The organism is Ensifer sp. PDNC004 (assembly GCF_016919405.1).
GTDB lineage: Bacteria > Pseudomonadota > Alphaproteobacteria > Rhizobiales > Rhizobiaceae > Ensifer.
In genome coordinates this window covers 1,433,064-1,459,370 of sequence record NZ_CP070352.1, presented here as the reverse complement: position 1 = coordinate 1,459,370, position 26,307 = coordinate 1,433,064, and the positions used below count along the sequence as shown (strand labels likewise).

General features: G+C 64.6%; 23 protein-coding genes. 5 read left to right on the top strand and 18 right to left on the bottom strand.

Going from position 1 to position 26,307, the window contains the following annotated elements:
• Position 1: 1 nt before the first annotated feature.
• Entirely contained in the window at positions 2-787 is a 786-nt protein-coding gene (locus JVX98_RS06425; RefSeq protein WP_205236203.1) for a hypothetical protein, read from the top strand.
• Complete coding sequence (locus JVX98_RS06420; protein WP_205236201.1) at positions 784-1,662, top strand: SDR family NAD(P)-dependent oxidoreductase; 879 nt, start codon at positions 784-786, stop codon at positions 1,660-1,662. The genes JVX98_RS06425 and JVX98_RS06420 overlap by 4 nt, the downstream gene beginning before the upstream one ends.
• A 74-nt stretch (positions 1,663-1,736) precedes the next feature.
• Here JVX98_RS06420 and JVX98_RS32230 read toward each other — a convergent pair whose 3' ends face one another.
• The 14 genes from JVX98_RS32230 to JVX98_RS06350 all read right to left on the bottom strand — a co-directional run bounded on the left by JVX98_RS32230 (position 1,737) and on the right by JVX98_RS06350 (position 19,156).
• Positions 1,737-2,420 carry a DUF930 domain-containing protein gene (locus JVX98_RS32230; RefSeq protein ID WP_246764810.1) on the bottom strand — a complete coding sequence of 228 codons (684 nt, stop codon included), beginning with the start codon at positions 2,418-2,420 and terminating at the stop codon, positions 1,737-1,739.
• 158 nt (positions 2,421-2,578) lie between these two features.
• Positions 2,579-5,431 carry a DNA translocase FtsK gene (locus JVX98_RS06410; protein WP_205236197.1) on the bottom strand — a complete coding sequence of 951 codons (2,853 nt, stop codon included), beginning with the start codon at positions 5,429-5,431 and terminating at the stop codon, positions 2,579-2,581.
• 341 nt (positions 5,432-5,772) lie between these two features.
• Positions 5,773-6,852: a plasmid partitioning protein RepB gene (repB, locus tag JVX98_RS06405; RefSeq protein WP_205236196.1), complete on the bottom strand. Its 1,080-nt coding sequence runs from the start codon at positions 6,850-6,852 to the stop codon at positions 5,773-5,775.
• 5 nt (positions 6,853-6,857) lie between these two features.
• Positions 6,858-8,117: a plasmid partitioning protein RepA gene (gene repA / locus JVX98_RS06400; RefSeq protein ID WP_205236195.1), complete on the bottom strand. Its 1,260-nt coding sequence runs from the start codon at positions 8,115-8,117 to the stop codon at positions 6,858-6,860.
• 250 nt (positions 8,118-8,367) lie between these two features.
• Positions 8,368-9,807, bottom strand: coding sequence for a M20 family metallopeptidase (locus tag JVX98_RS06395; RefSeq protein WP_205236194.1), 1,440 nt, complete (start codon positions 9,805-9,807; stop codon positions 8,368-8,370).
• Positions 9,808-9,919: 112 nt separating this feature from the next.
• Positions 9,920-11,464, bottom strand: coding sequence for an ABC transporter substrate-binding protein (locus JVX98_RS06390; RefSeq protein WP_205236193.1), 1,545 nt, complete (start codon positions 11,462-11,464; stop codon positions 9,920-9,922).
• A 31-nt stretch (positions 11,465-11,495) separates the two neighbouring features.
• Complete coding sequence (locus JVX98_RS06385) at positions 11,496-12,353, bottom strand: serine hydrolase (protein ID WP_205236192.1); 858 nt, start codon at positions 12,351-12,353, stop codon at positions 11,496-11,498.
• A 1-nt stretch (position 12,354) separates the two neighbouring features.
• Entirely contained in the window at positions 12,355-13,983 is a 1,629-nt protein-coding gene (locus JVX98_RS06380) for an ABC transporter ATP-binding protein (RefSeq protein ID WP_205236191.1), read from the bottom strand.
• Positions 13,980-14,798 carry an ABC transporter permease gene (locus tag JVX98_RS06375; RefSeq protein WP_205236190.1) on the bottom strand — a complete coding sequence of 273 codons (819 nt, stop codon included), beginning with the start codon at positions 14,796-14,798 and terminating at the stop codon, positions 13,980-13,982. Before JVX98_RS06375 ends, JVX98_RS06380 begins: the two co-directional genes overlap by 4 nt.
• Positions 14,795-15,739 (bottom strand): ABC transporter permease, encoded by a 945-nt coding sequence (locus JVX98_RS06370; protein ID WP_192450369.1) that lies wholly within the window; start codon positions 15,737-15,739, stop codon positions 14,795-14,797. Before JVX98_RS06370 ends, JVX98_RS06375 begins: the two co-directional genes overlap by 4 nt.
• Before the next feature lie 216 nt (positions 15,740-15,955).
• Positions 15,956-17,074 carry an NAD(P)-binding domain-containing protein gene (locus JVX98_RS06365; protein ID WP_205236189.1) on the bottom strand — a complete coding sequence of 373 codons (1,119 nt, stop codon included), beginning with the start codon at positions 17,072-17,074 and terminating at the stop codon, positions 15,956-15,958.
• Positions 17,075-17,131: 57 nt separating this feature from the next.
• Positions 17,132-17,620, bottom strand: coding sequence for a GAF domain-containing protein (locus tag JVX98_RS06360; protein WP_192450367.1), 489 nt, complete (start codon positions 17,618-17,620; stop codon positions 17,132-17,134).
• A gap of 89 nt (positions 17,621-17,709) precedes the next feature.
• On the bottom strand, positions 17,710-18,612 hold the full coding sequence (locus tag JVX98_RS06355; RefSeq protein WP_034805970.1) for a LysR family transcriptional regulator: 903 nt from the start codon (positions 18,610-18,612) through the stop codon (positions 17,710-17,712).
• A gap of 157 nt (positions 18,613-18,769) precedes the next feature.
• Positions 18,770-19,156, bottom strand: a complete 387-nt coding sequence (locus JVX98_RS06350; protein WP_043617543.1) for a hypothetical protein — start codon at positions 19,154-19,156, stop codon at positions 18,770-18,772.
• A gap of 395 nt (positions 19,157-19,551) precedes the next feature.
• Between JVX98_RS06350 and JVX98_RS06345 the strand changes: the two genes are divergently transcribed.
• A complete protein-coding gene (locus JVX98_RS06345) occupies positions 19,552-20,769 on the top strand; it encodes an SfnB family sulfur acquisition oxidoreductase (protein ID WP_205236188.1) in 1,218 nt (405 codons plus the stop codon).
• 79 nt (positions 20,770-20,848) lie between these two features.
• Complete coding sequence (locus JVX98_RS06340) at positions 20,849-22,246, top strand: LLM class flavin-dependent oxidoreductase (protein WP_205236187.1); 1,398 nt, start codon at positions 20,849-20,851, stop codon at positions 22,244-22,246.
• Positions 22,247-22,324: 78 nt separating this feature from the next.
• Here the strand turns inward: JVX98_RS06340 and JVX98_RS06335 are convergent, their stop codons facing one another.
• The 3 genes from JVX98_RS06335 to JVX98_RS06325 form a co-directional block, all read right to left on the bottom strand.
• On the bottom strand, positions 22,325-23,551 hold the full coding sequence (locus tag JVX98_RS06335) for an acyl-CoA dehydrogenase family protein (RefSeq protein ID WP_205236186.1): 1,227 nt from the start codon (positions 23,549-23,551) through the stop codon (positions 22,325-22,327).
• A gap of 140 nt (positions 23,552-23,691) precedes the next feature.
• Positions 23,692-24,267: a class I SAM-dependent methyltransferase gene (locus JVX98_RS06330; RefSeq protein ID WP_246764809.1), complete on the bottom strand. Its 576-nt coding sequence runs from the start codon at positions 24,265-24,267 to the stop codon at positions 23,692-23,694.
• A 66-nt stretch (positions 24,268-24,333) separates the two neighbouring features.
• On the bottom strand, positions 24,334-24,951 hold the full coding sequence (locus tag JVX98_RS06325; RefSeq protein WP_205236184.1) for a Crp/Fnr family transcriptional regulator: 618 nt from the start codon (positions 24,949-24,951) through the stop codon (positions 24,334-24,336).
• Positions 24,952-25,002: 51 nt separating this feature from the next.
• On the opposite strand from JVX98_RS06325, the gene JVX98_RS06320 reads away from it, so the two are divergent.
• Positions 25,003-25,716: an SDR family NAD(P)-dependent oxidoreductase gene (locus tag JVX98_RS06320; RefSeq protein ID WP_205236183.1), complete on the top strand. Its 714-nt coding sequence runs from the start codon at positions 25,003-25,005 to the stop codon at positions 25,714-25,716.
• A 50-nt stretch (positions 25,717-25,766) separates the two neighbouring features.
• Here the strand turns inward: JVX98_RS06320 and JVX98_RS06315 are convergent, their stop codons facing one another.
• Positions 25,767-26,225 (bottom strand): Rrf2 family transcriptional regulator, encoded by a 459-nt coding sequence (locus JVX98_RS06315; RefSeq protein WP_192450353.1) that lies wholly within the window; start codon positions 26,223-26,225, stop codon positions 25,767-25,769.
• Between the last annotated feature and the right edge of the window lie 82 nt (positions 26,226-26,307).

Here is a 26,307-nt window from a genome sequence, read left to right as displayed (position 1 = left end):
TATGCGGGGCCGACCGATCAAGCTTTCCGCCGCACGACGCCTCGTCGGCGATCTGATGCGATTTTCCATCGGCGTGCCTCGGGTCACGGTGCAGCGGCAGATGGACATCAGCGCGTTGCACAAAGCCCGGGCAAGCCGCTCGGACCGGCCATCGTGGGTGGTGCTTTTTCTCAAGGGCTACGGTTTGCTCTCGCAGGAGACACCAGACTTGCGCCGGGCCTATATCAAGCTTCCGAGACCGCAACTCTATGAGTACCCCGGAAGCATCGCGTCCGTGGCACACGAGCGCGAGTACGAAGGCGAGCGAGTCGTTCTCCTCAGCACGATCAAGACACCCGAACGGCGATCCATTGCCGAATTGAGCGCCCTGCTCCAGGAGGCCCGATCCCGTCCCGTGCCCGAGATCAGGGAATTTCGGCGGGCGTTGAAGATCGCGCGCCTGCCGGCGCCGTTGCGGCGGCTGCTGATGTGGCTCAGCCTGAACATGGGGCGTCAGCGGGGCCACCGCTTCGGTACCTTCCAATTGTCTGTCTACTCCGGCCTGGGTGCTGAATCGCTCAATCCGCTGACGCCGCTCACCACCATCTTCAACTATGGGCCTATCGGTGACGACGGATCGGTTACCGTGAGAATCCACTATGACCACCGCGTCATGGACGGCGCCAACGTCGCGCGCGCCCTGGCGCGTTTCGAGGAAATATTGAACGGCGAGATCGCCGACGAGGTGGCAGGCCTTACGAAAGCCGACGACAGTGCGCCCATCGCTGCGCCGGAGCCTTCCGCATGACATCGCAGCACCCACCACGAGCCGCCATTGTCGTCGTCGGAGCGTCCCGGGGTATCGGCAGAGCAATTGCCGAGCTTGCCGCGCGAGACGGCGCGCCGGTCGTTCTGGTCGCGCGGTCCATCCAAGGCTTGCGCGTCGTGGAGGCTGCGATCAACCAGGCGGGCGGCGAGGCATTCTCCTTGCCAGTCGATCTTGCCGCCCCCGATGCCACGCGCATCCTCGACGAATTTCTCGCGCGCGAAGGCCTCGTCTGCGACGTTCTTGTCAACAGCGCCGGCTATGGCCTGCGCGGCGCGGCGACCGCTTTGCCGATTGCCGACCAGATCGGCATGATCGACGTCAATGTACGCGCGCTAGCGGCCCTGACCTTGCACCTGTTGCCGGGCATGGTCGCGCGCGGCCGCGGCGGCATCATCAATCTGGCCTCCGTCGCCAGTTTCACGCCCGGCCCGTACATGGCGATGTATTATGCGAGCAAAGCCTTCGTTCGTTCCTTCTCCGAGGCGCTTTACCAGGAGACGCGAAAGACGGGCGTAACCGTGACCTGCGTTGCGCCGGGACCGGTGTCGACCGAATTCCTCGAAAAATCCGGCGCCAACAGGGCGGCCTTGTTCAAAGCGCTTCCGAAGGCCACACCGGAATACGTGGCAAGATGCGCCTGGCGCGGTTTCAAGGCCCGGCGGCGGCTGGTCATTCCCGGCATGTCCGCCAGGCTGGCGATCCTGATGGCCAGCCTTCTTCCCTCCTCAGCGCTTCTGCCGCTTGTCGGTCGCCTGCAACTGCGCGGAAACGACCCCTGCCCTTGCGGATCCGGCAAGCAACTCAAGCACTGCTGCCGCGCAGGCCACGCCAAAGGCGGACCGGCCCCGGCGTGATCCCCTTCGCAGCCTGTTCTCGTCCGGCACCTCGCCAAAATGCGCCGGGTGCAGGCGGACCCTGGCCATGGCGATCAGTGGGCTTCGGCGCCTGCAGGGAGGAAATGCGCCTCCCACTCGCTTTTCGGAATTTCATCGCCGACCTGAAACTCGAACCGCACGACGCTTTTGATATCCGGCGCCACAGCGCAGCCAAACTTGATGTTGAACCAACGCCCCCTGCTGCGGAAGGCGGCGCCATCGGCGCGGAGGTCCCGCCCCGTCAGGAGGATATTCGACGTGGCATAGGCGACGAGCAAGTCGGGGTTAAAGTCGACGCGCCAGCGATGAACCTGCTCCATCGCCTCGAGATTGCAGAGCTGGACGATCCGCTCGTCGGCGGCAAGCTGCGAAAGTCCTTCCAGCGCCTGTCTGCTGCGTGAATCGGCCAGTATCGCCGCCGAGAAGAACCGCTTCGCTTGTACCACCGGCTGGGCAGCCGGGGGCAGCGTGGCTGCTTCCGCAGCAGGCGCCGTCTCCGGGACGGAATGCGCGATGGGCGGCGCATCTTGCGGTCCGAGCACGGACTGCACCACCTCAGAGCGTGGGAGCGGCAATTCCAGTATCTGAACGGCGATCCCCTCGTCCGGGCTCGGAACAGGTGGCCGCGGTGACGGGAGGAGGAAAAGCGCCAACACGACGAGCGCATGAAGGACGAGAGCAAGCGTCAGGCTTGGCCAGATCGGTGTCTCATTGCGACGATGCGTTACTGCCTGCACCGATCAGATCATCCCATGCGCGCTATCAGGGCCGGAAACATCACGGCCACTCCTGGCGCCAGCGACACTACCACCAACGCGACAATAGAAAAGCCGCCGCCGACAATCTGCCAGCGACGGCTTGATATCCGTGTTTTGGGCGACGCCTGCGACCAGTATCAATCCATATCGTCGTTGTCCGGCGCGCTCATGTGGTCGCGGTTGCCGTAGATGATCTCGCGCTTGCCGACGTGGTTCGCCGGGCCGACGAGGCCCTCCTTCTCCATGCGCTCGACCAGCGAGGCCGCACGATTGTAGCCGACACCGAGGCGGCGCTGGATGTAGGAGGTCGAGCACTTCTTGTCGCGCAGCACCACCTTGACCGCCTGGTCGTAGAGCTCGTTGCCGTCTTCCGACGCAAGCGCGCTCTTGTCGAAGACCGGGGTCTCCTCCTGCGGCTCTTCTTCCTCTTCTTCCGCCGTGACGGTGTCGAGGTATTCCGGGCGCCCTTGCGTCTTCAGGTGTGCGACCACGTGTTCGACTTCCAGATCGGAGACGAACGGGCCATGGACACGGGCGATACGCCCGCCGCCCTGCATGTGCAGCATGTCGCCCTGGCCGAGCAGCTGCTCGGCACCCTGTTCGCCGAGGATCGTGCGGCTGTCGATCTTCGAGGTCACCTGGAACGAGATGCGGGTCGGGAAGTTCGCCTTGATCGTGCCGGTGATGACGTCGACCGAGGGGCGCTGCGTCGCCATGATCAGGTGAATACCGGCAGCGCGCGCCATCTGCGCCAGCCGCTGGATCGCGCCTTCGATCTCCTTGCCGGCGACCATCATCAGGTCGGCCATCTCGTCGACGATGACGACGATATAGGGCATGGGCGCCAGGTCCATTTCCTGCTGTTCGAACAGCGGCTCGCCGGTGCCCTTTTCGAAGCCGGTCTGGACCGTGCACATGACCGGCTCGCCCTTTTCACGGGCAGCGGCGGCACGCTGGTTGTAGCCGTCGATGTTACGCACACCGAGCCGCGACATCTTGCGGTAGCGGTCTTCCATCTCGCGCACCGCCCACTTCAGCGCCATCACCGCCTTCTTCGGGTCGGTAACGACGGGGGTGAGCAGATGCGGGATGCCGTCATAGACGGAGAGTTCGAGCATCTTCGGATCGACCATGATCAGGCGGCATTGATCCGGGCTCAAGCGATAGAGCAGCGACAGGATCATGGTGTTGATCGCGACCGACTTGCCCGAGCCGGTGGTGCCGGCAACGAGCAGATGCGGCATCTTCGCAAGCTCGGCGATAACAGGCTCGCCACCGATCGTCTTGCCGAGGCACAGCGCCAGCTTGTAGCCGGTCTTGCGGAAATCGACGGATTCGATCAGCTCGCGGAAATAGACGGTCTCGCGGGTCGCATTCGGCAGTTCGATACCGATGACGTTGCGGCCGGGCACGACCGCGACACGGGCCGAAAGCGCCGACATGGAGCGGGCGATATCGTCGGCAAGGTTGATGACGCGCGATGACTTCACGCCGGGTGCCGGTTCGAATTCATAGAGCGTGACGACCGGGCCGGGACGCACATGGATGATCTCGCCCTTGACGCCGAAATCTTCGAGCACGCTTTCAAGCAGGCCGGCATTCTGTTCCAGCTGCTCCTGCGTCATGAAGAAGCCCTGGCCGACCGGCGCTTCCTGCAGCAGTTCTTCGGACGGGAATTCATAGCCGTCGGCGCTCGGCGCGCGGTCGGTCGAGCCGATGGGCGGCATGTTGCTCGGCGCGCGGGTCACCTGCGCCGGCATGGTGATCGCCGCCTTCGTGGCGACCGGCGCCGGCTGTTCGATTTCGACCGGTTCGGCGTCGATGATTTCAGCGGCGGCGACAGACGCCGGTTCTTCAGCCACGGCAACGGGAGTCGGGGCAACGTCGGCAAGCGGCTGCGATGCCGGCATATCCTCGGGCTTTGCCCCACGAACGTCCACGACGCGGAACAGCGAGGTGATCGCCGTCGGCGGCACGCGGCGGATTTCAACTTGGCGCACGGGCGCTGGCGGCGTGACCGCAGCGGGCGCGACAACGGCAGGAGCGATAACGGGCGTCATCGCTGCCGGCGCGTGCGTCTCGACATAGGGCTTCGGATGCGCGGCTTCGGCGCCCGCAACCTCTGCATCGTCGGCCGGGCCGAATTCGAAGAAGGCGAAGTCCGACAGGAAGACGGAATGCGCAGCGCTCTGATCGACGGGAGCTTCGGCTGAGGTCGGAGCGGGCGTGGGCGTCACTTCGGCAACCGGTGCGGAAACGGCGATCGGCGTCGTCAGCACCGGCGCAAGGGCGACGCCCTCATCGGCCGGCGCTTCGACGCGCTCGAGCATGGCCGGCTCGATCGTGTTTTGTGCCGCGGTCCAGGTCGGCAGCTGGTTGGTCAGCATACGCAGCAGTTCGGACGGGCTGTAGGACGGCAGCGCGACCTCGGCCTGCAGCACCTCGTCAGCAGCAGCGGCCGAAGCTTCCATCGGCGCGGGTTCGACCGGAGCCGTCGCGACGGGCTCGACGGTTTCGACCAGGACCGGAGCAGGCTCCGCCGCCACCGCGACGATCGCCTCTTCGGCTTCGGTAACCGTTTCGCTTTCTTCGACCTGCGGCGCGCGCCGCTTCATGAATTCGCGCTCGGGCGTGCGGGTAAAGCGCACGTTCGGGGCCAGGAAGAAATGGCTCTCCCAGGTGGAATCACCGTAGTGGCCGGCAATCTCCGAGAGGGTCGGCAAGGGTTCGCTCATCGTCGACGTCACCTGTGCAGGAGCGTAGGCGGAACCCTGCCCATAGAGGCGGGTCGCACGGCTCGCGGTTTCGGCCTGCTGGTTTGCCGGCCGGCGGGGCGCCGCCGGCGCCTCGTACAACTGATAGGGGTCGGCGGGGTCCGCCTCATGGGTGGGCATACCGCTCAACGCATCATCCTGCGGACCATCGAAATAATCCGCCTGGTTTGCATCATGCAAAGCAGCCTGTGAGAAGTTTGTCCTGGGAATACGCATGGGTCCTGGAAGAGCTAGAGACATCGCCGCGGGGCCTTCTAAGCGATAGGAAATGAAGGTTAACAAGTCCCTTCCAACGCCCCGTTTCGAACCGGACTCGACGGTCGATTGCCGTCTTTCTGTGGGCTTGATGCAACGGCGAGGCCCGACGCCCCAAGGCGACCGCGACATCCCGTCGCCGCCCTCGCACGGCCGAAAATATTTCTTGGATGAAGGCGATATCGGCGCTCGCTAAGGGATGCCCACGGTGGCTCGCCACCGGCTCCACCGGGAAAACGAATCGGGCCCGCGTGAGCGCATCACGCGGGCCCTATCGAACGTTTCTAAGACGTAGGCTTCGCTCAGCCTTCGCGGCCGGACGCAAACACCGCATGATGCCTTGCAAGCAGCTCGACGACCTCGTCGATGAAGGCGGGATCGACATCGGCCGAGAACTCGATGCGGGCATTCTTGCCGTCGCGCTTGAGCTTGGCAAAGGCGCGCCCGCCGGCGTCGACCAACGCTTCCGGCTTGGTCGCCGCTGCATCCGGCTTCGGCTTGCGCGACAGGCGGGTGAAGACGATCTGGAACCGCTGGTCGCTTTCGGCTTCGAGGAAGCGGCGCGCGCGGCACTCTTCCTGCGCCAGTTCCACGGTCGCCATATCCTCAAGCAGCGCGCCAAAGGCCATCCAGCGTTCGCGGCCGACCTTCGGCGCCGGGCCGATGGCGCGAGCGATCGCCGGCGGCACGCCTTCGGCCACCTGCAGCAGGCGCGACAGCTCGCTCTTCTGCACCGCGAGCGCCTCGCCGATCACCTTGCGGTCGAAGCCGCGGTCGGCGAGCGCCGACGCAAACATGGCGCGCTCGATGAAGGACAGGTTGCGCCGCTCGGCGTTTTCCTTGCCCTGCGCCAGCACCAGCTCGTCGTCGGTCAGCGGCCGGACGATGGCCTTGACCTTGATGCCGAGGCTGCGCACGGCGTTGAGGCGACGGTGACCGTAGGCGGTCTGGTAACGGCCTTGCTTCTGCGGGTGCGGACGCACGAGGATCGGCGACTGCTGGCCGCTGTCGCGAATGCTGTCGGCGAGCGCCAGGAATTCCGGATCGTCGGTCTCGCCATCGGTCAGGCGGTCGCCGACGAAGGACGCGTCGATCAGTTCCGGATCAAGCTCGACGACGCGCTCGCCCTGGTGCAGGGCCTCGCGCAGTGCGCGCGCCTCTTCCGCCTCGCGGGTGATACTGCCGAGTGAAAGCCCCATGGCCTTGATCGCGCCGGAGGCCGCCCGCGGCACGTCGGCCTGGGCTGCAGGGACGACCACCGGCTTTGCCGGCTGCGCGCTTGGTGCGGCGGGCGCCTTGTCGTCCGCTTCCGCGGCAGGTGCCGCCGGGGCGACATTGCCCGAAAAGAGTGCGCGCAGTTCGTTCTTGCGGTTGCCAGCCATGTCGGTCAGCGCCCCCAAGCCGCGTGAATGAGCGCTTCAATCTCGCCGTTGACGGCGTTCAGCGATTCGATCGCGCGGTCATAGGTGGCGCGGGTAAAATTCTCCCGCCCGACCTCGTAGAGCGTCTGCTTCGTCAGGCCGGCATCGGAAACCGCGGTGGACTTCACCATGGCCGACGTCAGCACGCGGTCGCCGAAGAGCGAGCGCATGAAGCCGACGATCTGTGCCTGCGGCCCGTCATTCGGCTCGAAGCGGGTGACGAGATAGCGCAGGAAGTCGAAATTCAGTTCGCCGCCGGCCTCGCGCACGACGCTGAGCAGATCCGAGGTCATGTAGAGGAACTGGTTCATCGAGGCGACGTCGAGCATCTGCGGATGCACGGTGACGACGACGGACGTCGAGGCGCACAGCGCCGACAGCGTCAGGTAACCGAGTTGCGGCGGGCAGTCGATGATGACGACGTCATAGTCGTCGGCGACGCTGGCCAGCGCTGCCTGCACGCGGGCGAAGAACAGCGGCCCCGCGTCCGTGCCGTTTTGGCGCGCGCCCAGAGCCTGCGGCGTCGTGTGCTCGAATTCCTGCAGTTCGAGATTGCCGGGCACCAGATCGAGACCGTCGAAATAGGTCTTGCGGATGATGTCCTTCAGCGGGCGTGCTTCGGCGTCGTAGCGGATCGCGCCATAGAGCGTGTCGTTGCCGGTGAGGTCGAGTTCCGGCTGGTAGCCGAAGAGGGCGGACAGCGACGCCTGCGGGTCGAGGTCGACGGCAAGCACCCGGTGGCCGGTCATGGCGAGATATTGCGCGATGTGCACCGAAGAGGTCGTCTTGCCGGAGCCGCCCTTGAAGTTGGTGACCGAGATCACCTGCAGATGTTCACCCGCTTCCGCATCGCGCCATTTCAGATAGCTGCGCGCCTTGGCGGCGTTGCCCTTGGCAAGGGCCTGCTCGGCCAGATGCCGGCGCAGCGCATTGATGTCGGAGAGCGAATAGGAACGGCGGCCACCAAGACCGGTATCGGGCTGCGGCCCTTCGCCGGCAAGCGAAAGCTGGCGCAGATAACCGTCGGAAACGCCGATCAGCTTGGCCGCCTCGCCCGAGGTGAAGCTGCGCAGCGTCTTCATCGCCGTCGGCGGGAACAGCCGCTCGCGCATCGCCTTCAACTGTTCGGAAAGCGCGCGGGCATCCGCCGCGATCGCCTCGTCGGCTGGGCGCCGGGCCTGGGCGTGGCCTGCATCCTGTTTTGCCTGGGTTGCCGTCATATTCATTCTGCCATACTCCTTGCGCGCGTCAGCGGCCCAACGGCGCCCCATCGCGCTAACAGAGATTCAACTCAAATACGGCCAACCGGCACTTATTCGGAAAACTCCGTAACAGAGATGCCGGAGCTTGCGATTCGCGTCAAGAGTCGGGCGCCAATCAAAGGCGCGTGCGCTTGACTGGCAGGCGGTCCGGACGCCCACAAAACGAAACGCCCGCGGGGTGGCGCGGGCGTTTGCAAACATCGAAAAAGTGAACTCAGAGCTTGGGACCGATATGATCAGGGATCGGGCACTGGTAGAGTTTGCCCTCGGTTTTTTCCCGCCATTCGGCCTTTGCCCGTGCCAAGAGATCGGCGTCGAGGATCAGGTCGAGACCGGTCGTGGCCAGTGATTTTGCCGCGTGGGCGAAAGCCTTGTGGGCGGCCGGGCTCTTGCCCTGCGCCACCACCTGCCAGGTGTGCGGCGCCGTTCCGATCGCCCAGGCGGGCGCCCAGCATTGCGCCGTCGGCGTGATCCAGCTGACGTCGCCGACATCGGTCGAGCCGGCGCGGAAATGCGACTGGCCCTCGAAATCGCGCAGGCCGAGATGCAGACCGGTCGAACCGTCCATGCGGCTGTTGGCGAAAACGTCGCCCTTGATCTGATAGAGCCGGATGCTGCTCGATATTGCTTCCTGCGTCAGGGTCTTCTGGATGTCCTTGGCAAAGGCGATATCCGCCTCGTCGAAGGGCACCGGGCCGAGCGCCACCATGTTTTCGTGGATCGCCGTTTCCAGCGCGATATTGGGCAGCAGGTTGGTCGCCGCGCGGTCGAATACGATCTCGACCTCGGTCTCCGTCATCATCGCCGCCCCCTTGGCGATCTTGTCGATGCGGGCGGCGAGCGCCAAGGCCTCCGGCATCTGCGGCGCGCGTACAAGATAGAGCGCCTCGGCGCGGGCCTGCACCACATTTGCCGCCTTGCCGCCGGCATCGGTGATCGCGTAGTGCACGCGGCAATCTTGCGGCATATGCTCCCTCAGGAAGTTGACGCCGACATTCATCAGTTCCAGCGCATCGAGCGCGCTGCGGCCGAGATGGGCACCGTTCGATGCGTGCGCGGCCACTCCCTTGAAGCGATAGTAGATTTCGAGAACGGCGAGATTGTTGGTCGAGCGTACGCCGTTGAAGGGTGCCGGGTGCCAAGTCAGCGCCGTATCGACATCGGCAAAGATGCCGGCGCGCGCCATGAAGGTCTTGCCGGAGCCGCCTTCCTCGCCGGGGCAGCCGTAATAGCGCACCGTGCCCGGCAAGCCGTTTTCCTGGAGGTAGCGGGCAAGCGCGACGGCAGCGAGCAGCGAGCCGGTGCCGAGCAGATTGTGGCCGCAGCCATGGCCCGTACCGCCGTCGACTTCGGCGCGCGCCTCGGCAACGCCGGCCACCTGGCTCAAACCGGCCAGTGCGTCGAACTCGCCGAGAAAGGCGATCACCGGCAGGCCCTGCCCGCTCTCGCCGACGAAGGCGGTGTCGATCTCCGCCAACCCGCGCGACACGCGAAACCCGTGCTTCTCCAGCATGGCGATCTGTGTCGCTACCGACTTTTGCTCATGAAAACTCAGTTCCGCGTGGTCCCAGATCGCGTCGCTCATGGCTGCGAATTCGGGCTTCAGCGCTTCGATCGTTTCGACAAGGGCGGTTCGTGCGGCCGGATTTGGCATCAATCATCCTTTTGCGACGGCGCGGGGCGCGGTCGCATCAGCAGTTTGTCTAGGGAGGTGCGGAGGGCGGCAAACGGCCGCCATCCGCTGGAGAGGAAGGGCTACGCCCGCATCAGTCGTCGAGCGTCACTTCCCAGAGGCGGGTGTTGGACTGCCAGACCGGCTGGCCGTGCAGCTTCTTGGTGGCGCCCCAGATGTCGACCATGTCGTACATGAAGATGCCGGGGACCTCTTCGAGCATCAGCTGGTGAAACTCGTCGAAGATCGCCTGGCGCTTGGCCTGGTCGGCCTCGACATAGGCCGCCTTCATCAACTCGATCGCCTTCGGGTTGTCCCACATCAGCGAGGCGTTCTTGTCCTTGTTGCCGACATAGAAGCTGTACATCAGCGCCGGATCGAGGCGCGGCGACACCGACTGCGAGATCACTTGGTAGTTGCCGGAGCGGCGACGATCGACCTGGGTCGCATAGTCGAGCACTTCGATCTGCACGTTGAGGCCGACCTGCTGCATCATCGCCTGGGCGACGACGGCAGCGGGGAAGCTCGGCACGTTGCCGCGCTTGTTGGCGATGATGGTGATCGGCTCGCCGTTGTAGCCGGCATCGGCCAGGTTCTTCTTCGCCTTTTCCAGATCCATCGGGATCTTCTTCTTCTGGACGTCGGAGTAGAAGATCGAGTCGGCCGAGACCATCGAGGCGTTGGCTTCACCGGTGCCGTTGGAGACGGCGGCGACGAGCTGGTCGAGGTCGAGCGCTTCGGCCATGGCGCGGCGAACCGCGACGTTGCTCAGGATCTTGTCGCGAGTCTGGAAGTAGAGCAGGTTCTTGCCGTTGTTCCGCTTGACGATGAGCTGCATCGTGTCGCTGTCCTTGAACTCGGCAATGAGATCGGCCGAGACTTCGGCCGTATCGAGCGCGCCCGAAAGCAGGCCGGTCTTCACGGTCGAGGCGTCCGGGATCACCATGAACTTGATGCCGTCGACGAGCGGCCGCTTCGAGCCGACCATGCCATCGGGCTTGCCGTCATTGGCGGGTGAGACGTAGTCGGCGTTCTTTTCGAGCCGGACATATTCGCCCTTCTTCCATTCCGCCCACTTGAACGGGCCGGTGCCGATGGGCGCAGTGTAAGCGCCGTCTGCGCCGACGGAATCTTGGGAGACGATGCCGGTGTAGCCGCATTCCGGCCGGGCCATCAGGCCGAGAAAGACGGCCGAAGGCTTCTCGATACTCATGGTGACGGTGGAAGCGTCGGCTGCGGCGACGCTCGTCACCTTGATCGACTTGCTGCCGTCGAAGTCGCCGGCGCAGGTCCACTTGGTCTCCGGCTTCATGTAGCGGTTCCAGTTCCAGACCACGTCTTCAGCGGTCAGCGCCTTACCGTTGTGGAACTTCACATCGTCTCGCAGCTTGAACGTATAGGTCAGGCCATCGGGCGAAACCTCGAAGCTCTTTGCGAGCAGCGGCTTCACTTCGCCGTTTTCGGCGTAGCCGACCAGTCCTTCGACGATGTGGAAGATCACCGAGTCGGTGTTGCCGTCGCGGTTGACGCCGGGCTCGTTGCTGCGGATGTCCGAGCTCTGGGCGACCGTCAGGTCACGCGCATGGCCGAGCGCGATCGCGCTCATCAGCATGGTGCCGGCAAGAAGCATGGTTTTCATGGGTTCCTCTCTCTTGTTGTTGGTTGTCGGTTCAAAATGCGCGCCAGCAGGCCTGCGACAGCTTGCCGATGGTTTCGAGCGCGATGGTGTAGCCGGGCGTGCCGTCGGGCATCAGCGCGGGCACACCGTCGGTAAAGGCAGCAATGGCGTAGAGCGGCTTGCCGTCGCGATAGACGACGCCGGCATCCATGCGGCCGCGTTTGCCACGGCCGCCCTTGCAGGCGGCGACCGTATCGAAGGGCAGCCGCGCGCGGATGCCGTAGCGAAGAATCTGGTTCTTCAGCGTCTGGACGGCAAAGGCGGCCAGCTCGACCGTAATGCCAAGCTTCGCCGCAGCCGCGGCATCGTGCTCGGCGGCGAGGATCAGTTCCAGCAGCATCACCTGGTCGGCAGCCGTCGTCGTCGTGACATCGGCCAGCGAGTGATCGGGTTTGAGCGCCAGCGGCGGAATGAGGAAGCGATGGTGGGTGCCAACCATGCCGAGCGCCTTGCAATAGCCGTCGACCTCCTCGAGCGTCAGTCGCTCGAACACCATCTTGGTGCAGACATTGTCGCTCAGCACCATCATGCCGACGATCGCGTCGCGCAGCGAAATGACGATGCCGGGCGTCAGGTAGCGGAACATGCCGCTCGCCACTTCGTGGGCGAGGCGTGCTTCGTAGGTGATGCACTCGTCGAGGTTAAGCCGCCCTTCGGATACCGCCTTCAGCGCCGCCATCATGATCGAGGTCTTGCGGGTGCTGGCGGACGGCGTTTCCTCACGCTCGCCGCGGCCGATGGTTTCACCGGTCCGAAGGTTGCGCACGAGGAAGCGGGTGACGAAGGGCTGGGCATCGGCGATCGCATGGAGTTCGGCCGCGATCATGCCGGTCTTGATTTCGGTGCTCATCTCAGGCCTCCAGACGCCATTTGAGGGTGACGCCGCCGGTCTGGTTGAGATCGAGCGCCGGGATCGCGGACAGCAGCTTGCGGGTATAGGCCTCCTTCGGCGCATCGAAGATACGATCGCGGTCGCCTTCTTCGATGATGCGCCCGTCCTGCATGACGATGACCCGGTCGGCGACCTGCTCAACGACGCCCAGATCGTGGCTGATGAACAGGCACGAGAAGCCGTATCGCTTCTGCAGGTTGGAGAAGAGTTCCAGCACCTGGGCGCGGACCGTCACGTCGAGCGCCGAAACCGGCTCATCGGCGATCAGGAACTTCGGTCGCCGCGCGATCGCCCGGGCGATCGCCACGCGCTGGCGCTGGCCGCCGGAAAGTTCATGCGGATAACGATTGGCGAAATCGGCACTGAGCCCGACTTCCTCCAGCGTTTCAAGAGCACGGCGGCGCTTGGCCGGCGTGTCGAGATCCGGCACCAGCCGCAGCGCTTCCTCGACCAGCGCCTGGATGGTCATGCGCGGATCGAGCGAGGAATAGGGATCCTGGAACACCATCTGACAGTTCAAGCGATAGTCGCGCCAGTCGGCGCTGCGCTCGCGGCCCTGGAACAGGATCTCGCCTTCGGCCTGCTGGACGAGGCCGGCGATGGTGCGGCCGAGCGTCGTCTTGCCGGAGCCGGAACCGCCGACAAGCGCCACGACCTCGCCGACGTGGATATCGACGCTGACGCCATGCAGCGCGCGCTTCGGCTCGTGGCGGCGGAACAGCCCCTTGCGGCCCGGATATTCGACCACGATGTTGCGTGCCGAAACCATCGGCGTGCGCGTCGTGTCGAGTTCACGCGCCGCGCCGCGGAACGGCAGCGAGGAGAGCAGCTTGCGGGTATAGGGATGCTGCGGCGCCTGCAGGATCTCTTCGGTCAGCCCCTGCTCGACGACGACGCCCTTTTCCATCACCACGAAACGGTTGGTGTAGCGGGCAACCATCGGCAGGTCATGGCTGATGAGCAGCACCGCCGTGCCCTGGGCCTGGGTCAGCTCGACCATCAACTCCATGACGTCGCGCTGCACGACGGCATCGAGCGCCGTGGTCGGCTCGTCGGCGATCAGCAAGGCCGGCTTCAACAGCATGACCGAGGCCAGCATGATGCGCTGGCGCATGCCGCCGGAGAACTCGTGGGGATAGGCGGTCAATGCCCGCTCGGGCTCACGGATGCCGACGCGACCAAGCATCGAGAGGATCGCCGTGCGGCGCTCCTCGACCGACATCTTGGTGTGCAGGATCAGCCCTTCTTCGAGCTGCCGGCCGATGGTCATCGACGGGTTCAGCGAGGTCATCGGCTCCTGAAAGACAACGCCGACCTCGCCGCCGCGAAGCTCACGCAGCTCGCGATCCTTCATCCCGAGCACATCCTTGCCCCGGTAGAGGATCGTTCCGCCGACATGGCGGACAGCCGGCGGAATGAGCCCGATGATCGCGCGGGTCGCGAGCGTCTTGCCGGAGCCGCTTTCACCGACGATTCCGACGATTTCGCCGGGCGCGACGTCGAAGCTGACTTTCTTGACCACCTGGTTGCCGGTATGGCTGACGGCCAACGAAAGGCCTTCGACGCTTAAGAGGGTCTTGCCGGTCATTTCAGGCCTCGCATGCGGGGGTCGAGCTTGTCGCGCAGGGCGTCGCCCAGAAGGTTGATGCCGAGCAGGGTGAGAGCGATGCAGAGACCGGGGAAGAAACCGAGCCAGACGGCCTGTTCGATGAACGGGCGGCCGGCGGCGAGCATGTTGCCCCAGGTGGGAGCCGGTGGCGGAACGCCAAGGCCGAGGAAGGAAAGCGCGCTTTCCGACAGGATTGCCCAGCCGAACATCGAGGTCGCAAGCACCGTGATCGGCGCCAGGCAGTTCGGCAGGATGTGGCGCAGCATCGTGTAGATCTCGCCATTGCCCATCACCCGCGACGCCTCGATGAACTCACGTTCGCGCAGCGACAGCACCGCGCCGCGTACCACGCGGGCCATCGACGGCGTATAGGCGATGCCGAGCGCGAAGATGATGCCGTACTGGTTGGCGCCGAAGATGGCGAGCAGGCCGAGCGCCAGCAGGATGCCGGGGAAGGCCAGAAGCGCATTGTTGATCGCCATGATCACGCCATCGATCCAGCCGCGGGCATAGCCGCTGACGACGCCGATGAAGGTGCCGAAGACGACGGCGAAGGTGACCGTCAGGAAACCGATCCAGACGCTGGCGCGGGCGCCGACCATCAGGCGGCTCGCGACATCGCGGCCGAACTCGTCGGTGCCGAGCCAGTGCGCTGCACCGGGGGCGGCAAGACGCGCGGTGAAGCCGAGCGCCATCGGATCATAGGGCGTCCAGAAAAGGCCGATGAGGGCGGCGATGACCAGCAGCCCGATCAGGCCGCCGCCGATGACGCCGTTGAAAGTGAGCTTTCTCATTCTGCCACCACCCGCGGATCGAAGAGAGGATAGAGGAGGTCGACCACGAGGTTGACGACGACATAGGAGAAGGCGACGAGCAGCAGGCACCCCTGGATCACCGGATAGTCGCGCTGGAAGATCGCATCGACCATCAGGCGACCGAGACCCGGAATGGTGAACACCGTCTCGATGACGGCGATGCCGCCGAGCAGGTTGCCGAGGATCAGGCCGATCATCGTCCAGGTCGGACCGAAGGCGTTCTTGAAGGCATGGCGCCAGAGAACGGCACTTTCCGAAAGCCCCTTGGCGCGGGCATGAGTGATGTAGTCGAGCCTGAGCACCTCGAGCGTCGAGGCGCGCGCCATGCGGATGATCACGCCCATCTCGTGGATGACGAGGGTCATGACCGGTAGCACCAGATAGAGAAGGCCGGCCTTCCAGTTCTCCGAGATCGGCACGTAGCCGAGCACCGGCAGCCAGCCGAGCTTCAGGCCGAAGGCGAGCAGCAGGAGAAGGCCGAGCCAGAAGGTGGGGATCGACAGAAGCACAGTCGCGGAACCGACGAGCGCCAGGTCGGTCAGGCTGTTCTGCCGCCAGGCGGCGATGACGCCGGCCGGAACCGCGATCAGGCTTGCAAGAAACACGGCGATGACGACGATTTCGGCGCTGACGAAGAAGCGGCTGACCACCAGATGCAGCACCGGCTCGCCGGTGACGATCGAGGTGCCGAAATCCCCGGAGAGGATATTGCCGGCCCAGATGACGAATTGCTCCGGGATGCTGCGGTCGAGACCGAGCTCCGTGCGCAACGCGGCAATCTGCTGCGGCTCGGCCATGTCGCCGAGCATCAGCGCTGCCGGGTCGCCGGGAATGAGGCGGATGAGCGTGAAGACGGCCACCGAGACGATGACCATCGTCGGTATCGCCATCACGAGGCGATTGAGAATGAATTTGATCATGGGTTCCCCGTACTGAGGCAGGCCGCCCGCGTTACCGCGATTCTCCCGCCCGTCGGCTCTCTTGTTACAGGGACTATGATCGATTGGAAAAAATCGCGCAATATTATGAGTAAACGTCATACCTCTATGAAAAGGGCATGCAACTTCAGCGCCGCCGGACGGGCGTTGCCCGCCGGCTTGCCGGCGACGAAGCCTTCGCGATCGCGCCGGTGTCCGTCAGGTCAGATGAAGAAAATCTGAGAGTTCGCGAGCGGCAGCGCCTCCCGCCCGGTTCGCACCGATGGTGGAAGCCGACGGACCGTAGCCGACGAGATGGATCCGGGGGTCTTTTGCCACCTGCGTCGCCAGCCGACCGGTCATCAGGATACCGCCGTCAGCATTGCGCAGTTGCAGCGGCGCCAGGTGATCGAGCGCGCTTCTGAAGCCGGTGCTCCACAGAATGACGTCGACGGGCAGCTCGCGTCCATCCGGCCAGCGCACGCCGTTTTCTGTCATTTCGGCAAACATCGGCTGGCGCTCGAGCGCGCCGCGTGCGCGTGCGGCCATGATCGCCGGCGTCACCGGAATGCCCGTCACCGAGACGACCGAGCCCGGCGGCAGGCCGCGGCGAACCCGGTCCTCGACCATCGCTACGGCGGCGCGTCCGACCTCCGGCGTAAACGGCTCGTTGCGGAAGGCCGGCTCCTCGCGCGTTACCCAGGTCGTCGATGTCACCTGCGATATTTCATCGAGCAGTTGGATGGCGGAGATGCCGCCGCCGACAACCACCACATGCTGCCCGGCGAACTGCCCTGCCGACTGATAATCCTTCGTGTGCAACTGGCGCCCCTTGAAGCGCTCCGCGCCTGGATAGGGCGGAATATAGGGGGCCTCCCAGGTGCCGGTCGCGTTGATGATGCCTCGGGCGGCATAGGCGCCGTCGTCCGTCTCCACCCTGAAGCGCTCGCCACGGTCGCACACGACCTTGACGGCCACCGGCCGGCGGACCGGCAGATCGAACGCCTTCTCGTAGGCGCCGTAATATTGCGGCACTGCGACGGCCGCGTGGACCTCGCCCTTGCTGGTATCGACCGCTTCGGAAAATTTCATGCCGGGGAGATCATGAATTCCGTTGACCGTGTTCAAAGTCAGCGACGGCCAGCGAAACTGCCAGGCGCCGCCCGGCTGCGGCGACCGGTCGATGATGAGATACTGCCTGTGAGGCTCCAGCCCGAGCCGGCTCAGATGAAAGGCCGAAGACAGTCCCGCCTGGCCGGCACCAATGACGACGACGTCGATCTTGCGGGCCACGCGCGCATGCGTTTCGACGTTCACGACAGGAGCGGCATCCGTCATGCTGCGGCTCGAAGCGAAAGCCTGTCTGTCCTTGCCAGATCATCCACGACGGCGGCCCTATGCGATTGCCGCCGCGAAGATCGCGGCAAGTTTTTCGATGCCACTCTGGTCGTCGCGGTCGAAGCGCGCAGGCTCCGGGCTATCGAGATCGATGACGCCGATCACCCGGCCGTCACGCCTGACCGGAACGACGAGTTCCGAGCGCGAGGCCGCATCGCAAGCGATGTGGCCGGGAAAGGCGTGGACGTCTTCCACGAGGATCGAGCGGTCTTCCTTGACGGCCGTGCCGCAGACCCCGCGGCCGACGGCGATGCGCACACAGGCAGGCTTGCCCTGGAACGGTCCCAGCACGAGTTCGTCGTCGGTTTCGAGGAAATAAAACCCCGCCCAATTGAGGCTGGGCATGGTCTGGAACATCAGCGCCGACGTATTGGCCGCGTTGGCGATCAGGTTCGGCTCGCCATGAAGCAGCGATTCGAGCTGCTGGGCCAGCTCCGCGTAGAAAGCGCGCTTGTCGCCTGTGTCGATGGTGGCTGCCTGAAACATGATCTTATCCGCTCTAATGTTCGTATCGGCCGGCAATGTAGTGTCGCGCCCGTCCCATTGCCAATGGCCGCAACCCTGAGGCCATTGCCTCACGGCTGCTGCGAAGCGGCGACCTGCCTTTTGAGGCAGTCAATCATGGCTTGGGCTGCGAGCGACAGCGGTACGCCAGCCGCCGTCGCGACGCCGAAATCCTGGGTGAGGTGCGGCGAAAACGGACGGATCTCGATCGGCAGGTGTCGGTGCAGATTGGCAAAGAAGCTGCTGATGATCGCGACCCCAAGGCCGTAGGCCGCGTAGGCGCAGGCCGAGCTGTTGCTGTGGGTCTCGATCTTGACCTTTTGCGGCACGCCGGCCTTGCGGAAGATCTCGTCGAGCATGACCCGCGTCGGCCGGCGGCGGCCGATCAGGATCAAGGGCACGCCGCGCAGTTCCTTCGGCGTCACGGTTTCGTGCTGCGAAAGCGTGTGCCCCTTTTCCATGACGCAGACGCTGAGGCCGGTTGCGACCGGCTGCATTTCGAGACCGGCGCTCAGCTGCCCCTCATAGCGCAGGAAGCCGAAATCGATGATGCGCTGCTCGACGAGGCGGGCGATCGCAACGGTCGTGTCGAAGAAGGTTTCGACGCGCACGCCGGGAAAATCCTTGGCATAGTCGGCGAGCATCGCCGGGGCGAAGGTCTCGGACATGCTGTTCGGCAGGCCGATGCGCACGACCTCTGGGCCGACTGCGCCGCTGCGCAGGTCCTGCGCCAGATTGGTGAAGCGGTCGATGCCGAGCAGAATATGCTCCGCATCCTCGGCGAGCTTCATCGCCTCGGGCGTCGCAATCAGCCGGCCCTTGTCGCGGGCAAATAGCGTCAGCGACAGTTCTTCCTCGAGCTGCTGCAACAGCCGGCTGACGCCGGACTGGCTGAGCCCCATGGTCTTTGCGGCCGCGATCGTCGATCCGGTCGCCAACAGCGTGCGCAGCACTTCCAATTGTCGAAAATTCACGCCGCCCCCGGTCCGCTCGAACATCCGCTTGCTCTCCCCTCGTGTTTACGGGAAGGCGATGCTTCAAGGAAGGGGTGGGCAAGCTGCGGGAAAATCCATGCCGGATACCCGCCGGGAACGAGGAGCGCGCGCACGCGCTCCCCAGAGGTCACCGGTCTCACGCGCTGGCATGGACCGGATGGTTGAAGCGGTCGGCGAAGATCTCGATCGAGCCGCGGCCGAAGCTGCGCAGCTGCCGCCGCGTCAGCACCGACATGACACGCGCCGCCGTCGAGACGGTCATGGCGTCGAGCGGCCCCTCACCGCTCCACGGCTTGTTCAGCCGGTCCGTCACGATGCCGATGAGGTTTGCCGGCATGATGTCGGTGCAAGGTTTCATCCAGTCGAAGACCTCGCTGATGGGAATGCGCTTGCCTTCGAACGCAACGATGGGCTCGGGCATGTTGGCGCCCCAGTCATCATAGGCCTCCAGAGCATCACGAAACAGGTTCTGGAGCGTGATGGAGGCGTGCCCTTCATGGAGAGCAGGCAGGAAATTCGTCATTTGTGTCTCCTTCAGTGGTTAAGGCCGGGAAACGCGAATGGCCAATTCTGTCAGCATGTATTTGTGTTCGTGCCAGGTGGCCGATACTCTGGGGCCACGCGACGGGTCAAACTGCAGGCGATGAGGCAATGCACAAATCGGGCGATGGTTCCCTGAGCCGCAGTCAATTTTGGCGGGAAATCGGTGAGCATACACGCCGCCGACCGTCACCAGGGTCCTCTTCCCCGGCCTTCCCCCGAATCGATTTTACCCATCCCGACCCGAAGGTAAACACCAAGTCGCCATCAAGGCCGAAACGAAATACTCCAATCGATAAATTCTATAGAATATACTATCTTACCCGATCAGGCCAGATAATTCACTGATATGCACCTCAATCGACAGGGAGCAGTCACATGGGAACGATCTCGCGGCTTTCCGAGAAAACAAGAGCCCCGGCGCACCGGATCGAAAGCGAAGAGGAAGCGCTGTCGATCGCGCGTGCGCTGGCGGCGGAATTTGCGGGGAGCGCCAACGAGCGGGATACCGATCGCATTCTGCCCTTCGACGAGCTCGATGCGCTCGCCCAATCCGGCCTGCTGGCGATCACCGTGCCGCCGGAATATGATGGCATAGACGTCTCCAATGCCGTTCTTGCCGAAGTCACCGCCATCCTTTCGGAAGCGGACTCCTCGATCGGCCAGATCCCGCAGAACCATTTCTACATTCTCGAGGCGCTGCGCACCGACGGCACCGAGGAGCAGAAGGCCTTTTTCTTCGGGCGGGCGCTTGCCGGCGACCGTTTCGGCAACGCCCTTTCCGAGCGCGGCACGAAAACCGTCGGCGACTATGAGACCCGGCTTTCCCCCGACGGCCCCGGCTTCCGCCTGAACGGCCGCAAATATTATTCGACCGGCGTGCTCTTTGCCGAATGGATCGTCGTCTTCGCGCTCGATCCGAACGACAAGCTGACCATGGCCTTCGTGCCCCGTGGCGCCGAGGGCTTGCAGATCATCGACGACTGGGACGGCTTCGGCCAGCGCACGACCGGCAGCGGCACGACCGTGCTGCAGAATGTCTATGTCGCCGCCGATGCGGTGGTGCGCCATCACCGCGGCTTCGAGCGACCGACGACGATCGGTAGCGTCGGCCAGATCATCCATGCCGGCATCGACCTCGGCATTGCGCGCGCGGCCTTTGCCGAAACCCTCGACTTTGTACGCAATCACGCGCGCCCCTGGATGGACAGCGGCGTCGAACGGGCGGCCGACGATCCGTTGACGATCGCCCGCATCGGCCAGTTGGCCATCCGCCTGGAGGCGGCAACGGCAACGGTCGAGCGTGCCGGCAAGAAGGTCGACGTCGCCCAGATCAACGGCACCGAGGAAAGCGTGGTCGAAGCGACGCTCGCCGTTGCCGCGGCAAAGGTCCTGACGACCGAAATCGCCCTGGAGGCGAGCAACACGCTCTTCGAACTCGCCGGCACCGCATCGACGAAGATCGGCCTCAACCTCGACCGCCACTGGCGAAACGCCCGCACCCATACGCTGCACGACCCGGTGCGCTGGAAACACCACGTCGTCGGCAACTACCACCTGAACGGCATCAAGCCGCCGAAGAACGGCGCACTCTGAGCCCATCGACCGCGCGCGATCGCTCCGAGGCGTGACCGGCGCTTCGGGCAGCGCCCAATCTTGCCCGAAGGAGAGACCCATGAGCCGCGAAATCCGGCTGAATGCCTTTGACATGAACTGCGTCGGCCACCAGTCGCCGGGGCTCTGGACCCACCCGCGCGACCAGTCCTGGCGCTACAAGGATCTCGATTACTGGGTGCATCTGGCAAAGACGCTCGAGCGCGGCAAGTTCGACGGCCTGTTCATCGCCGACGTGCTTGGCGTCTATGACGTGCTGAACGGCAATACGGATGCAGCCCTTCGCCATTCGGCCCAGGTGCCGGTCAACGACCCGCTGCAACTGGTGCCGACCATGGCCTACGAAACCCAGCATCTCGGCTTTGGGCTGACGGCCTCGCTCTCGTTCGAGCACCCCTATACTTTCGCCCGCCGCATCTCGACGCTCGACCATCTGACGAAGGGGCGTGTCGGCTGGAACATCGTCACCTCCTATCTCAACAGCGGCGCACTCAACATCGGCCAGGCGCAGCAGGCGCGCCACGACGACCGTTACGATCTCGCCGAAGAGTATCTGGAGGTCTGCTATAAGCTCTGGGAGGGAAGCTGGGAGGACGCAGCCGTCGTGCGCGACCGGGCAAGTGGCATCTTCACCCATCCGGAAAAAGTGCACCCGATCAACCATCACGGCCGCCACTTCACCGTTCCCGGCATCCACCTCAGCGAACCATCGCCGCAGCGCACGCCCGTGCTCTACCAGGCCGGTTCTTCGAGCCGCGGCAAGGATTTTGCCGGGGCGCATGCCGAATGCATCTTCGTCGCCGCGCCATCCAAAACCGTATTGAAGCGCTATGTCGCCAATGTCCGCGAGGCGGCAGCGCGCGCCGGCCGCAACCCGCGCGAAATCCTTGCCTTCAATCTCCAGACGGTGATCCTTGGCGAAACCGATGCGGAGGCGAAGAAGAAGTTCGACGAGTACCGCAGCCACGTCTCCTACGAGGGTGCCCTGGCGCTGATCTCCGGCTGGACGGGCATCGATTTCGGCCAGTTCGCCCCGGACGAGCCGCTGCGCCACCGTTACACCAACGCGGTGCAATCGGCCGTCGAGACCTTTACGACCATCGATCCGGACCGGGTGTGGACCGTGCGCGAAATGGCCGACTGGGTGGGCATCGGCGGCTTCGGCCCGGTGTTCGTCGGCTCGCCCTCGACGGTCGCCGATCTCCTGCAGGAATGGGTCGAGGACACCGATGTCGACGGCTTCAACCTTGCCTATGCCGTCACGCCCGCGACCTTCGAGGACGCCGTCGACCTGCTGGTGCCGGAACTGCAGAGGCGCGGCGTCTACAAGACCGGCTACCGCGAAGGCACGCTGCGAGAAAAGCTCTTCGGCGCCGGTCCAAGGCTTGCGGCGCCGCACCCGGGCGCCGGCTATCGCGACCTCGCCGGCCAGAGGCAGGCCGTCGCAGCCTCCGCTTAATCGAAGACATCACAGAAACGCCGCCGGAACTTTTGTTCAGGCGGCGTTTTCTTTTGCACAATACCCCGTACGTCAGGTTCAGCTGTAGAGGCTGACCAGCGGGATCCGCCCGTTGAGTGTAAAGTCGCCGACCTCGCGCGCCTTGTAGGCAACTGGATCGTGCAGCGTGTGGGTGCGAACGTTGCGCCAGTAGCGGTCGAAGCGGTAGTGGCCGGCCGTGGCCCGCGCGCCCATCAATTCGAACACCCTTGCGGTCACGTCGAGCGCCACGTGGGTCGAATGCACCTTGGCCGCATAGGCCTCGATCGCCGCCGCGCCCCGCGCCTCCGCCGTCACCGAACTGCCCTGCGACAAGGCCGCTTCCACCGCCGCCGCTGCCGCATCGGCAAGTGCGACAGATGCCTTCAGGCTTGTCTGGAGTTCTCCGATCGCCTTGAGGATATAGGGGTCGTCGCTGGCGCGTTCGACGCCCGATGTCACCCAGGGACGCGTCGTGCTGCGGACGTAGTCGAGCGCTGCTGCCAGCGCCCCCTCGGCCGTGCCGAGATAGAAATTGACGAAGACGAGCTGGATCAGCGGCGTGTTGAAGGTCGCCAGCACTGCTGGCGGGTCGGACGGATCGGCAAGCGGCTGGATGAAATCTCGCCCATACACCGGAAAGTCGCGGAACTCGACGCTGCCGCTGTCCGACAGGCGCTGGCCGATGTTGTCCCAGTCGTCGTTGGCGATATAGCCGGGACGGTCGGTGGGCACGACGAAGTTGGCGATCTTGCCGTCGAGCACCGCATTGACGTTGATGCGGTCGGAAACATGGGCGCCGGTCGAGAAGGTCTTGCGGCCATTCAACACGTAGTGCGCGCCGCGCCGCTCCAGCGTCAGCCCTGGGTCGCGCGGGTTGACGGCAGCGCCCCAATAGAGCTGGCGTTCCACTGTTTCGGCGCCCAGCACCCAGGTCTGTCGGGGGTCGGCGGCCGCCCAGTAGACGTATTGGCTGTTGACGTAGTGGTAGCCCAGCAATTGCCCGATCGAGCTTTCGCCGCGCGCGACGATACGCACCAGCCGCAACCCGTCGACCCAGTTCAAGCCCGCCCCGCCGATCTCCGGCGAATGCAGCGCCGTCAACAGACCGGCCTGGCGGAGCGCCTCGATCTCCGCGCGCGGCGGCGCGCCCACCCGGTCGAGTTCGGCGCCGCGCCGGGCAAGATCCTGTGACAACGCCTCGGCGCGGGCGAAAAGCTCTCGGCGCCTTTCGTCATGCTCGGCGCTCGCTGGCGCCGGTTCTCTCAGGAAGTGTACGTTGCTCATCCGCCTCTCCTTGGTTGAGGCGCGATAATGAACTTATTCTATAGATAATAACAGCAAATGAATTCCGACTTGGGCAGGAGGCCGAGAAAGTCCTACCCGCCCAGCCGGCGCGCGCCGTCAAGGTAATGAGACTGCCCACCTCAGGCGCAGCTCCGCGAAATGCGATAGACGCTGGCAGGCGGCAGGTTGAGCGGCACCCAGCGCCGGAACGAAGCCTTGAGGCCAAGCTCGTCCAGAACGCGGGGCGAGATCGGGCATCGCGGTCCATAGGTAAACTGGAACAGGCTTCCGTCCTCGGCAAGGTGATGGAAGACCGACGAAAGGATCGCCCGCACGGTCTGCGCCGGCATGGACAGAAGCGGCAGGCCGCTGATCGCCGCCCCGACCGACTTCACCGAAGGCAGCGCCAGGTGCTGGGCGTCGCCCTCGATCAGCGTCGCACTCGGGAACCGCTCCCGCAACAGCGTCGCGAAAGCCGGATTGCGTTCCACCAGGATGAGATTGTCCTCGTAGACACCATTGCGCAGCAGTGCCCGCGTGAAGGCTCCGGTGCCAGGCCCAAGTTCGAGCACGTTGCCGCAGAGGGGGCCGATCTCGGTGGTCATGGCGGCCGCCAGCCGCCTGCTCGAAGGGGCGATCGCCGCGACCTCCAGCGGTCTTGCCGCCCAGGATCTGAGGAAGAGCAGGAAATCCGATGCCGTTTTCTGTTTGGTCAAGATGAGCCTCCGTTTTGCAACGGCGGCTGGTATCGCTCCTTGTCGGATGCCGCGCATTAACCCGGGTTAAGCTTGGGCGCCGGCCTCCGCCCGCACGCGCTTGGCGATGCGGCTGAGGCCGACCGGGGTGATGCCGAGATAGCCGGCGAGGTCCTTCTGCGCCACGCGCGCGACCACCTCCGGTTCCTCGACGAGCAGTGCGCGATAACGTTCTGCGGGATCCAGCGTCAGGAACTGGCATTCGCGGCGCTCCTTGCGCTCAGCCAGCATCATCAGCGCGCTTCGGATCATCCGCGACCAGCCGAGATCGGCGTCGGCCAGCGCCTGCAGCGTCCCGAACGGAAATCTCTCGAGACGCCCACCTTCGACCGCGATCGCCGAGAAGCTCGCCCGCCCGGCAGGCACCAGGGCCGAGAGGCTGGCAAAGAACCGACCTTCGATGGCGAAGGACTTGATCCATTCCTCGCCATCGGCACGCAGATAGGTGAGCTTCACCAGGCCGCTTTCGATCACGTAGACATAGGGATGCGGCTCATCCTGATGGAAAACGGTTTCGCCGGCCCCGATGCTGCGCACCTGGATCGCCTCGGCCAGCCGCTCCGCCTGCGGCAACGGGTGCCCGGCGATGTGCTCGAACAGCGAAATCGCAGCGCCCTGTCCGCGCTTAACCTCGGTTAATGCCATCCCCGTCCCCCCGTTGCAGATTCGACTGCGCAACAACGGGAAATAGATCACATGGCACGCTACGTCGTCACCGGGGCAAGCTCGGGAATCGGCAGGGAGATCGCACTGCAACTGGCTGCGGGCGGGCACGATGTCGTCGCGCTTGGCCGCGACCGGGAGCGGCTGGAGGACTTGGCCCTGCGAAACCGGAGGATCGAAACCCGGGTGGTGGAACTCCGCGATCGGGCCGCGACCATTGCTTGCGGCAGCGCGCTGGCGGGCGATCCGATCGACGGTCTCATCAACAACGCGGCCATCCAGCACAATGTCCGCTTCGATGACCCCCACTACGACGTCGAGCACATCGCCGACGAGGTCGATACCAATCTGCTTGCGCCGATGCTGCTGTCGCGGCTGCTTCTGCCAAAGACGCCCGGACGCCCTTTCGTCATCGTCAATGTCGGCTCAGCGCTCGCCTGCCATCCGAAGACGACGTCTGCGGTTTACAGCGCGACCAAGGCGGGGCTGCACATGTTTTCGGACGCGCTCTCCGTCCAGCACCAGGCAGGCGCGGTCAGGGTGGTCGATGTGGTGCTGCCGCTTGTTGATACCCCGATGACCTCGGGGCGGGGGAAGGGAAAGATCAGCGCGGCCTATGCGGCAAAGGCAATCCTGCGCGCGCTCGAACCGGGCGCCACCCGCATCCATGTCGGCAAGGCACGGCTGCTGCGCCTGCTCGAAATCATAGCACCACCAGTGGCCGCCGCGATCATCAGGAAGCTCTGACGCCGCGATTGTTCGGTCGCATCGCGCGATCGCAGGCACAGCGGACGAGGTCAACCGGCTTCCGCGTCCTTCAAGGCGACGATCTCGGAGGCGTTGTCGTTGGCGGCGAACTGCTCCAGCGTCATGTTGTCGAGGATCGAGGCGATCGCGTCGCGAACGTTGCTCATCGACTTGCGCACATGACAGTTGACCGGATCGGCACAGTCGTCGCAGGCTTCGAACGCGGTGCGGCTGGCGCAGCGGATCGGCGCCAGGGGGCCGTCGAGCGTGCGGATGACCTGGCCGATACGAATGTCGGAGGCCGGCCGGGAAAGCGAATAGCCGCCGCCCGGGCCCTTCTTCGAGCGCAGGATGCCGGCGTTGCGCAATTCGAGCAGGATCGCATCCAGGAACTTCTTCGGAATGTTGTTCCGCGTGGCGATCTCGGTGATGAAGGCGGTCTCTCCGGGCTCCAGTTGAGCCAGGTCGACAAGGGCCTTGAGCCCGTATTTTCCTTTTTTGGTCAACATGTCACTTCACTTTCCTGAACAAGGAAAGCCGCCACAACGCCCCTTCCCGCGGCATTTACCGGGGGTAACGGGTTGTGACGGC

Excerpts from the sequence above, each read along its gene's own strand:
- JVX98_RS06365 (WP_205236189.1), bottom strand. The coding sequence starts at position 17,074 with ATGACGGATGCCGCTCCTGTCGTGAACGTCGAAACGCATGCGCGCGTG.
- JVX98_RS06390 (WP_205236193.1), bottom strand. The coding sequence starts at position 11,464 with ATGAAAACCATGCTTCTTGCCGGCACCATGCTGATGAGCGCGATCGCG.
- JVX98_RS06315 (WP_192450353.1), bottom strand. The coding sequence starts at position 26,225 with ATGTTGACCAAAAAAGGAAAATACGGGCTCAAGGCCCTTGTCGACCTG.
- JVX98_RS06420 (WP_205236201.1), top strand. The coding sequence starts at position 784 with ATGACATCGCAGCACCCACCACGAGCCGCCATTGTCGTCGTCGGAGCG.
- JVX98_RS06385 (WP_205236192.1), bottom strand. The coding sequence starts at position 12,353 with ATGAGCACCGAAATCAAGACCGGCATGATCGCGGCCGAACTCCATGCG.
- JVX98_RS06370 (WP_192450369.1), bottom strand. The coding sequence starts at position 15,739 with ATGATCAAATTCATTCTCAATCGCCTCGTGATGGCGATACCGACGATG.
- JVX98_RS06320 (WP_205236183.1), top strand. The coding sequence starts at position 25,003 with ATGGCACGCTACGTCGTCACCGGGGCAAGCTCGGGAATCGGCAGGGAG.
- JVX98_RS06345 (WP_205236188.1), top strand. The coding sequence starts at position 19,552 with ATGGGAACGATCTCGCGGCTTTCCGAGAAAACAAGAGCCCCGGCGCAC.
- JVX98_RS06410 (WP_205236197.1), bottom strand. The coding sequence starts at position 5,431 with ATGCGTATTCCCAGGACAAACTTCTCACAGGCTGCTTTGCATGATGCA.
- repB (WP_205236196.1), bottom strand. The coding sequence starts at position 6,852 with ATGGCTGGCAACCGCAAGAACGAACTGCGCGCACTCTTTTCGGGCAAT.
- JVX98_RS06425 (WP_205236203.1), top strand. The coding sequence starts at position 2 with ATGCGGGGCCGACCGATCAAGCTTTCCGCCGCACGACGCCTCGTCGGC.
- JVX98_RS06325 (WP_205236184.1), bottom strand. The coding sequence starts at position 24,951 with ATGGCATTAACCGAGGTTAAGCGCGGACAGGGCGCTGCGATTTCGCTG.
- JVX98_RS06395 (WP_205236194.1), bottom strand. The coding sequence starts at position 9,807 with ATGCCAAATCCGGCCGCACGAACCGCCCTTGTCGAAACGATCGAAGCG.
- repA (WP_205236195.1), bottom strand. The coding sequence starts at position 8,117 with ATGAATATGACGGCAACCCAGGCAAAACAGGATGCAGGCCACGCCCAG.
- JVX98_RS06335 (WP_205236186.1), bottom strand. The coding sequence starts at position 23,551 with ATGAGCAACGTACACTTCCTGAGAGAACCGGCGCCAGCGAGCGCCGAG.
- JVX98_RS06350 (WP_043617543.1), bottom strand. The coding sequence starts at position 19,156 with ATGACGAATTTCCTGCCTGCTCTCCATGAAGGGCACGCCTCCATCACG.
- JVX98_RS06340 (WP_205236187.1), top strand. The coding sequence starts at position 20,849 with ATGAGCCGCGAAATCCGGCTGAATGCCTTTGACATGAACTGCGTCGGC.
- JVX98_RS06380 (WP_205236191.1), bottom strand. The coding sequence starts at position 13,983 with ATGACCGGCAAGACCCTCTTAAGCGTCGAAGGCCTTTCGTTGGCCGTC.
- JVX98_RS06375 (WP_205236190.1), bottom strand. The coding sequence starts at position 14,798 with ATGAGAAAGCTCACTTTCAACGGCGTCATCGGCGGCGGCCTGATCGGG.
- JVX98_RS06360 (WP_192450367.1), bottom strand. The coding sequence starts at position 17,620 with ATGTTTCAGGCAGCCACCATCGACACAGGCGACAAGCGCGCTTTCTAC.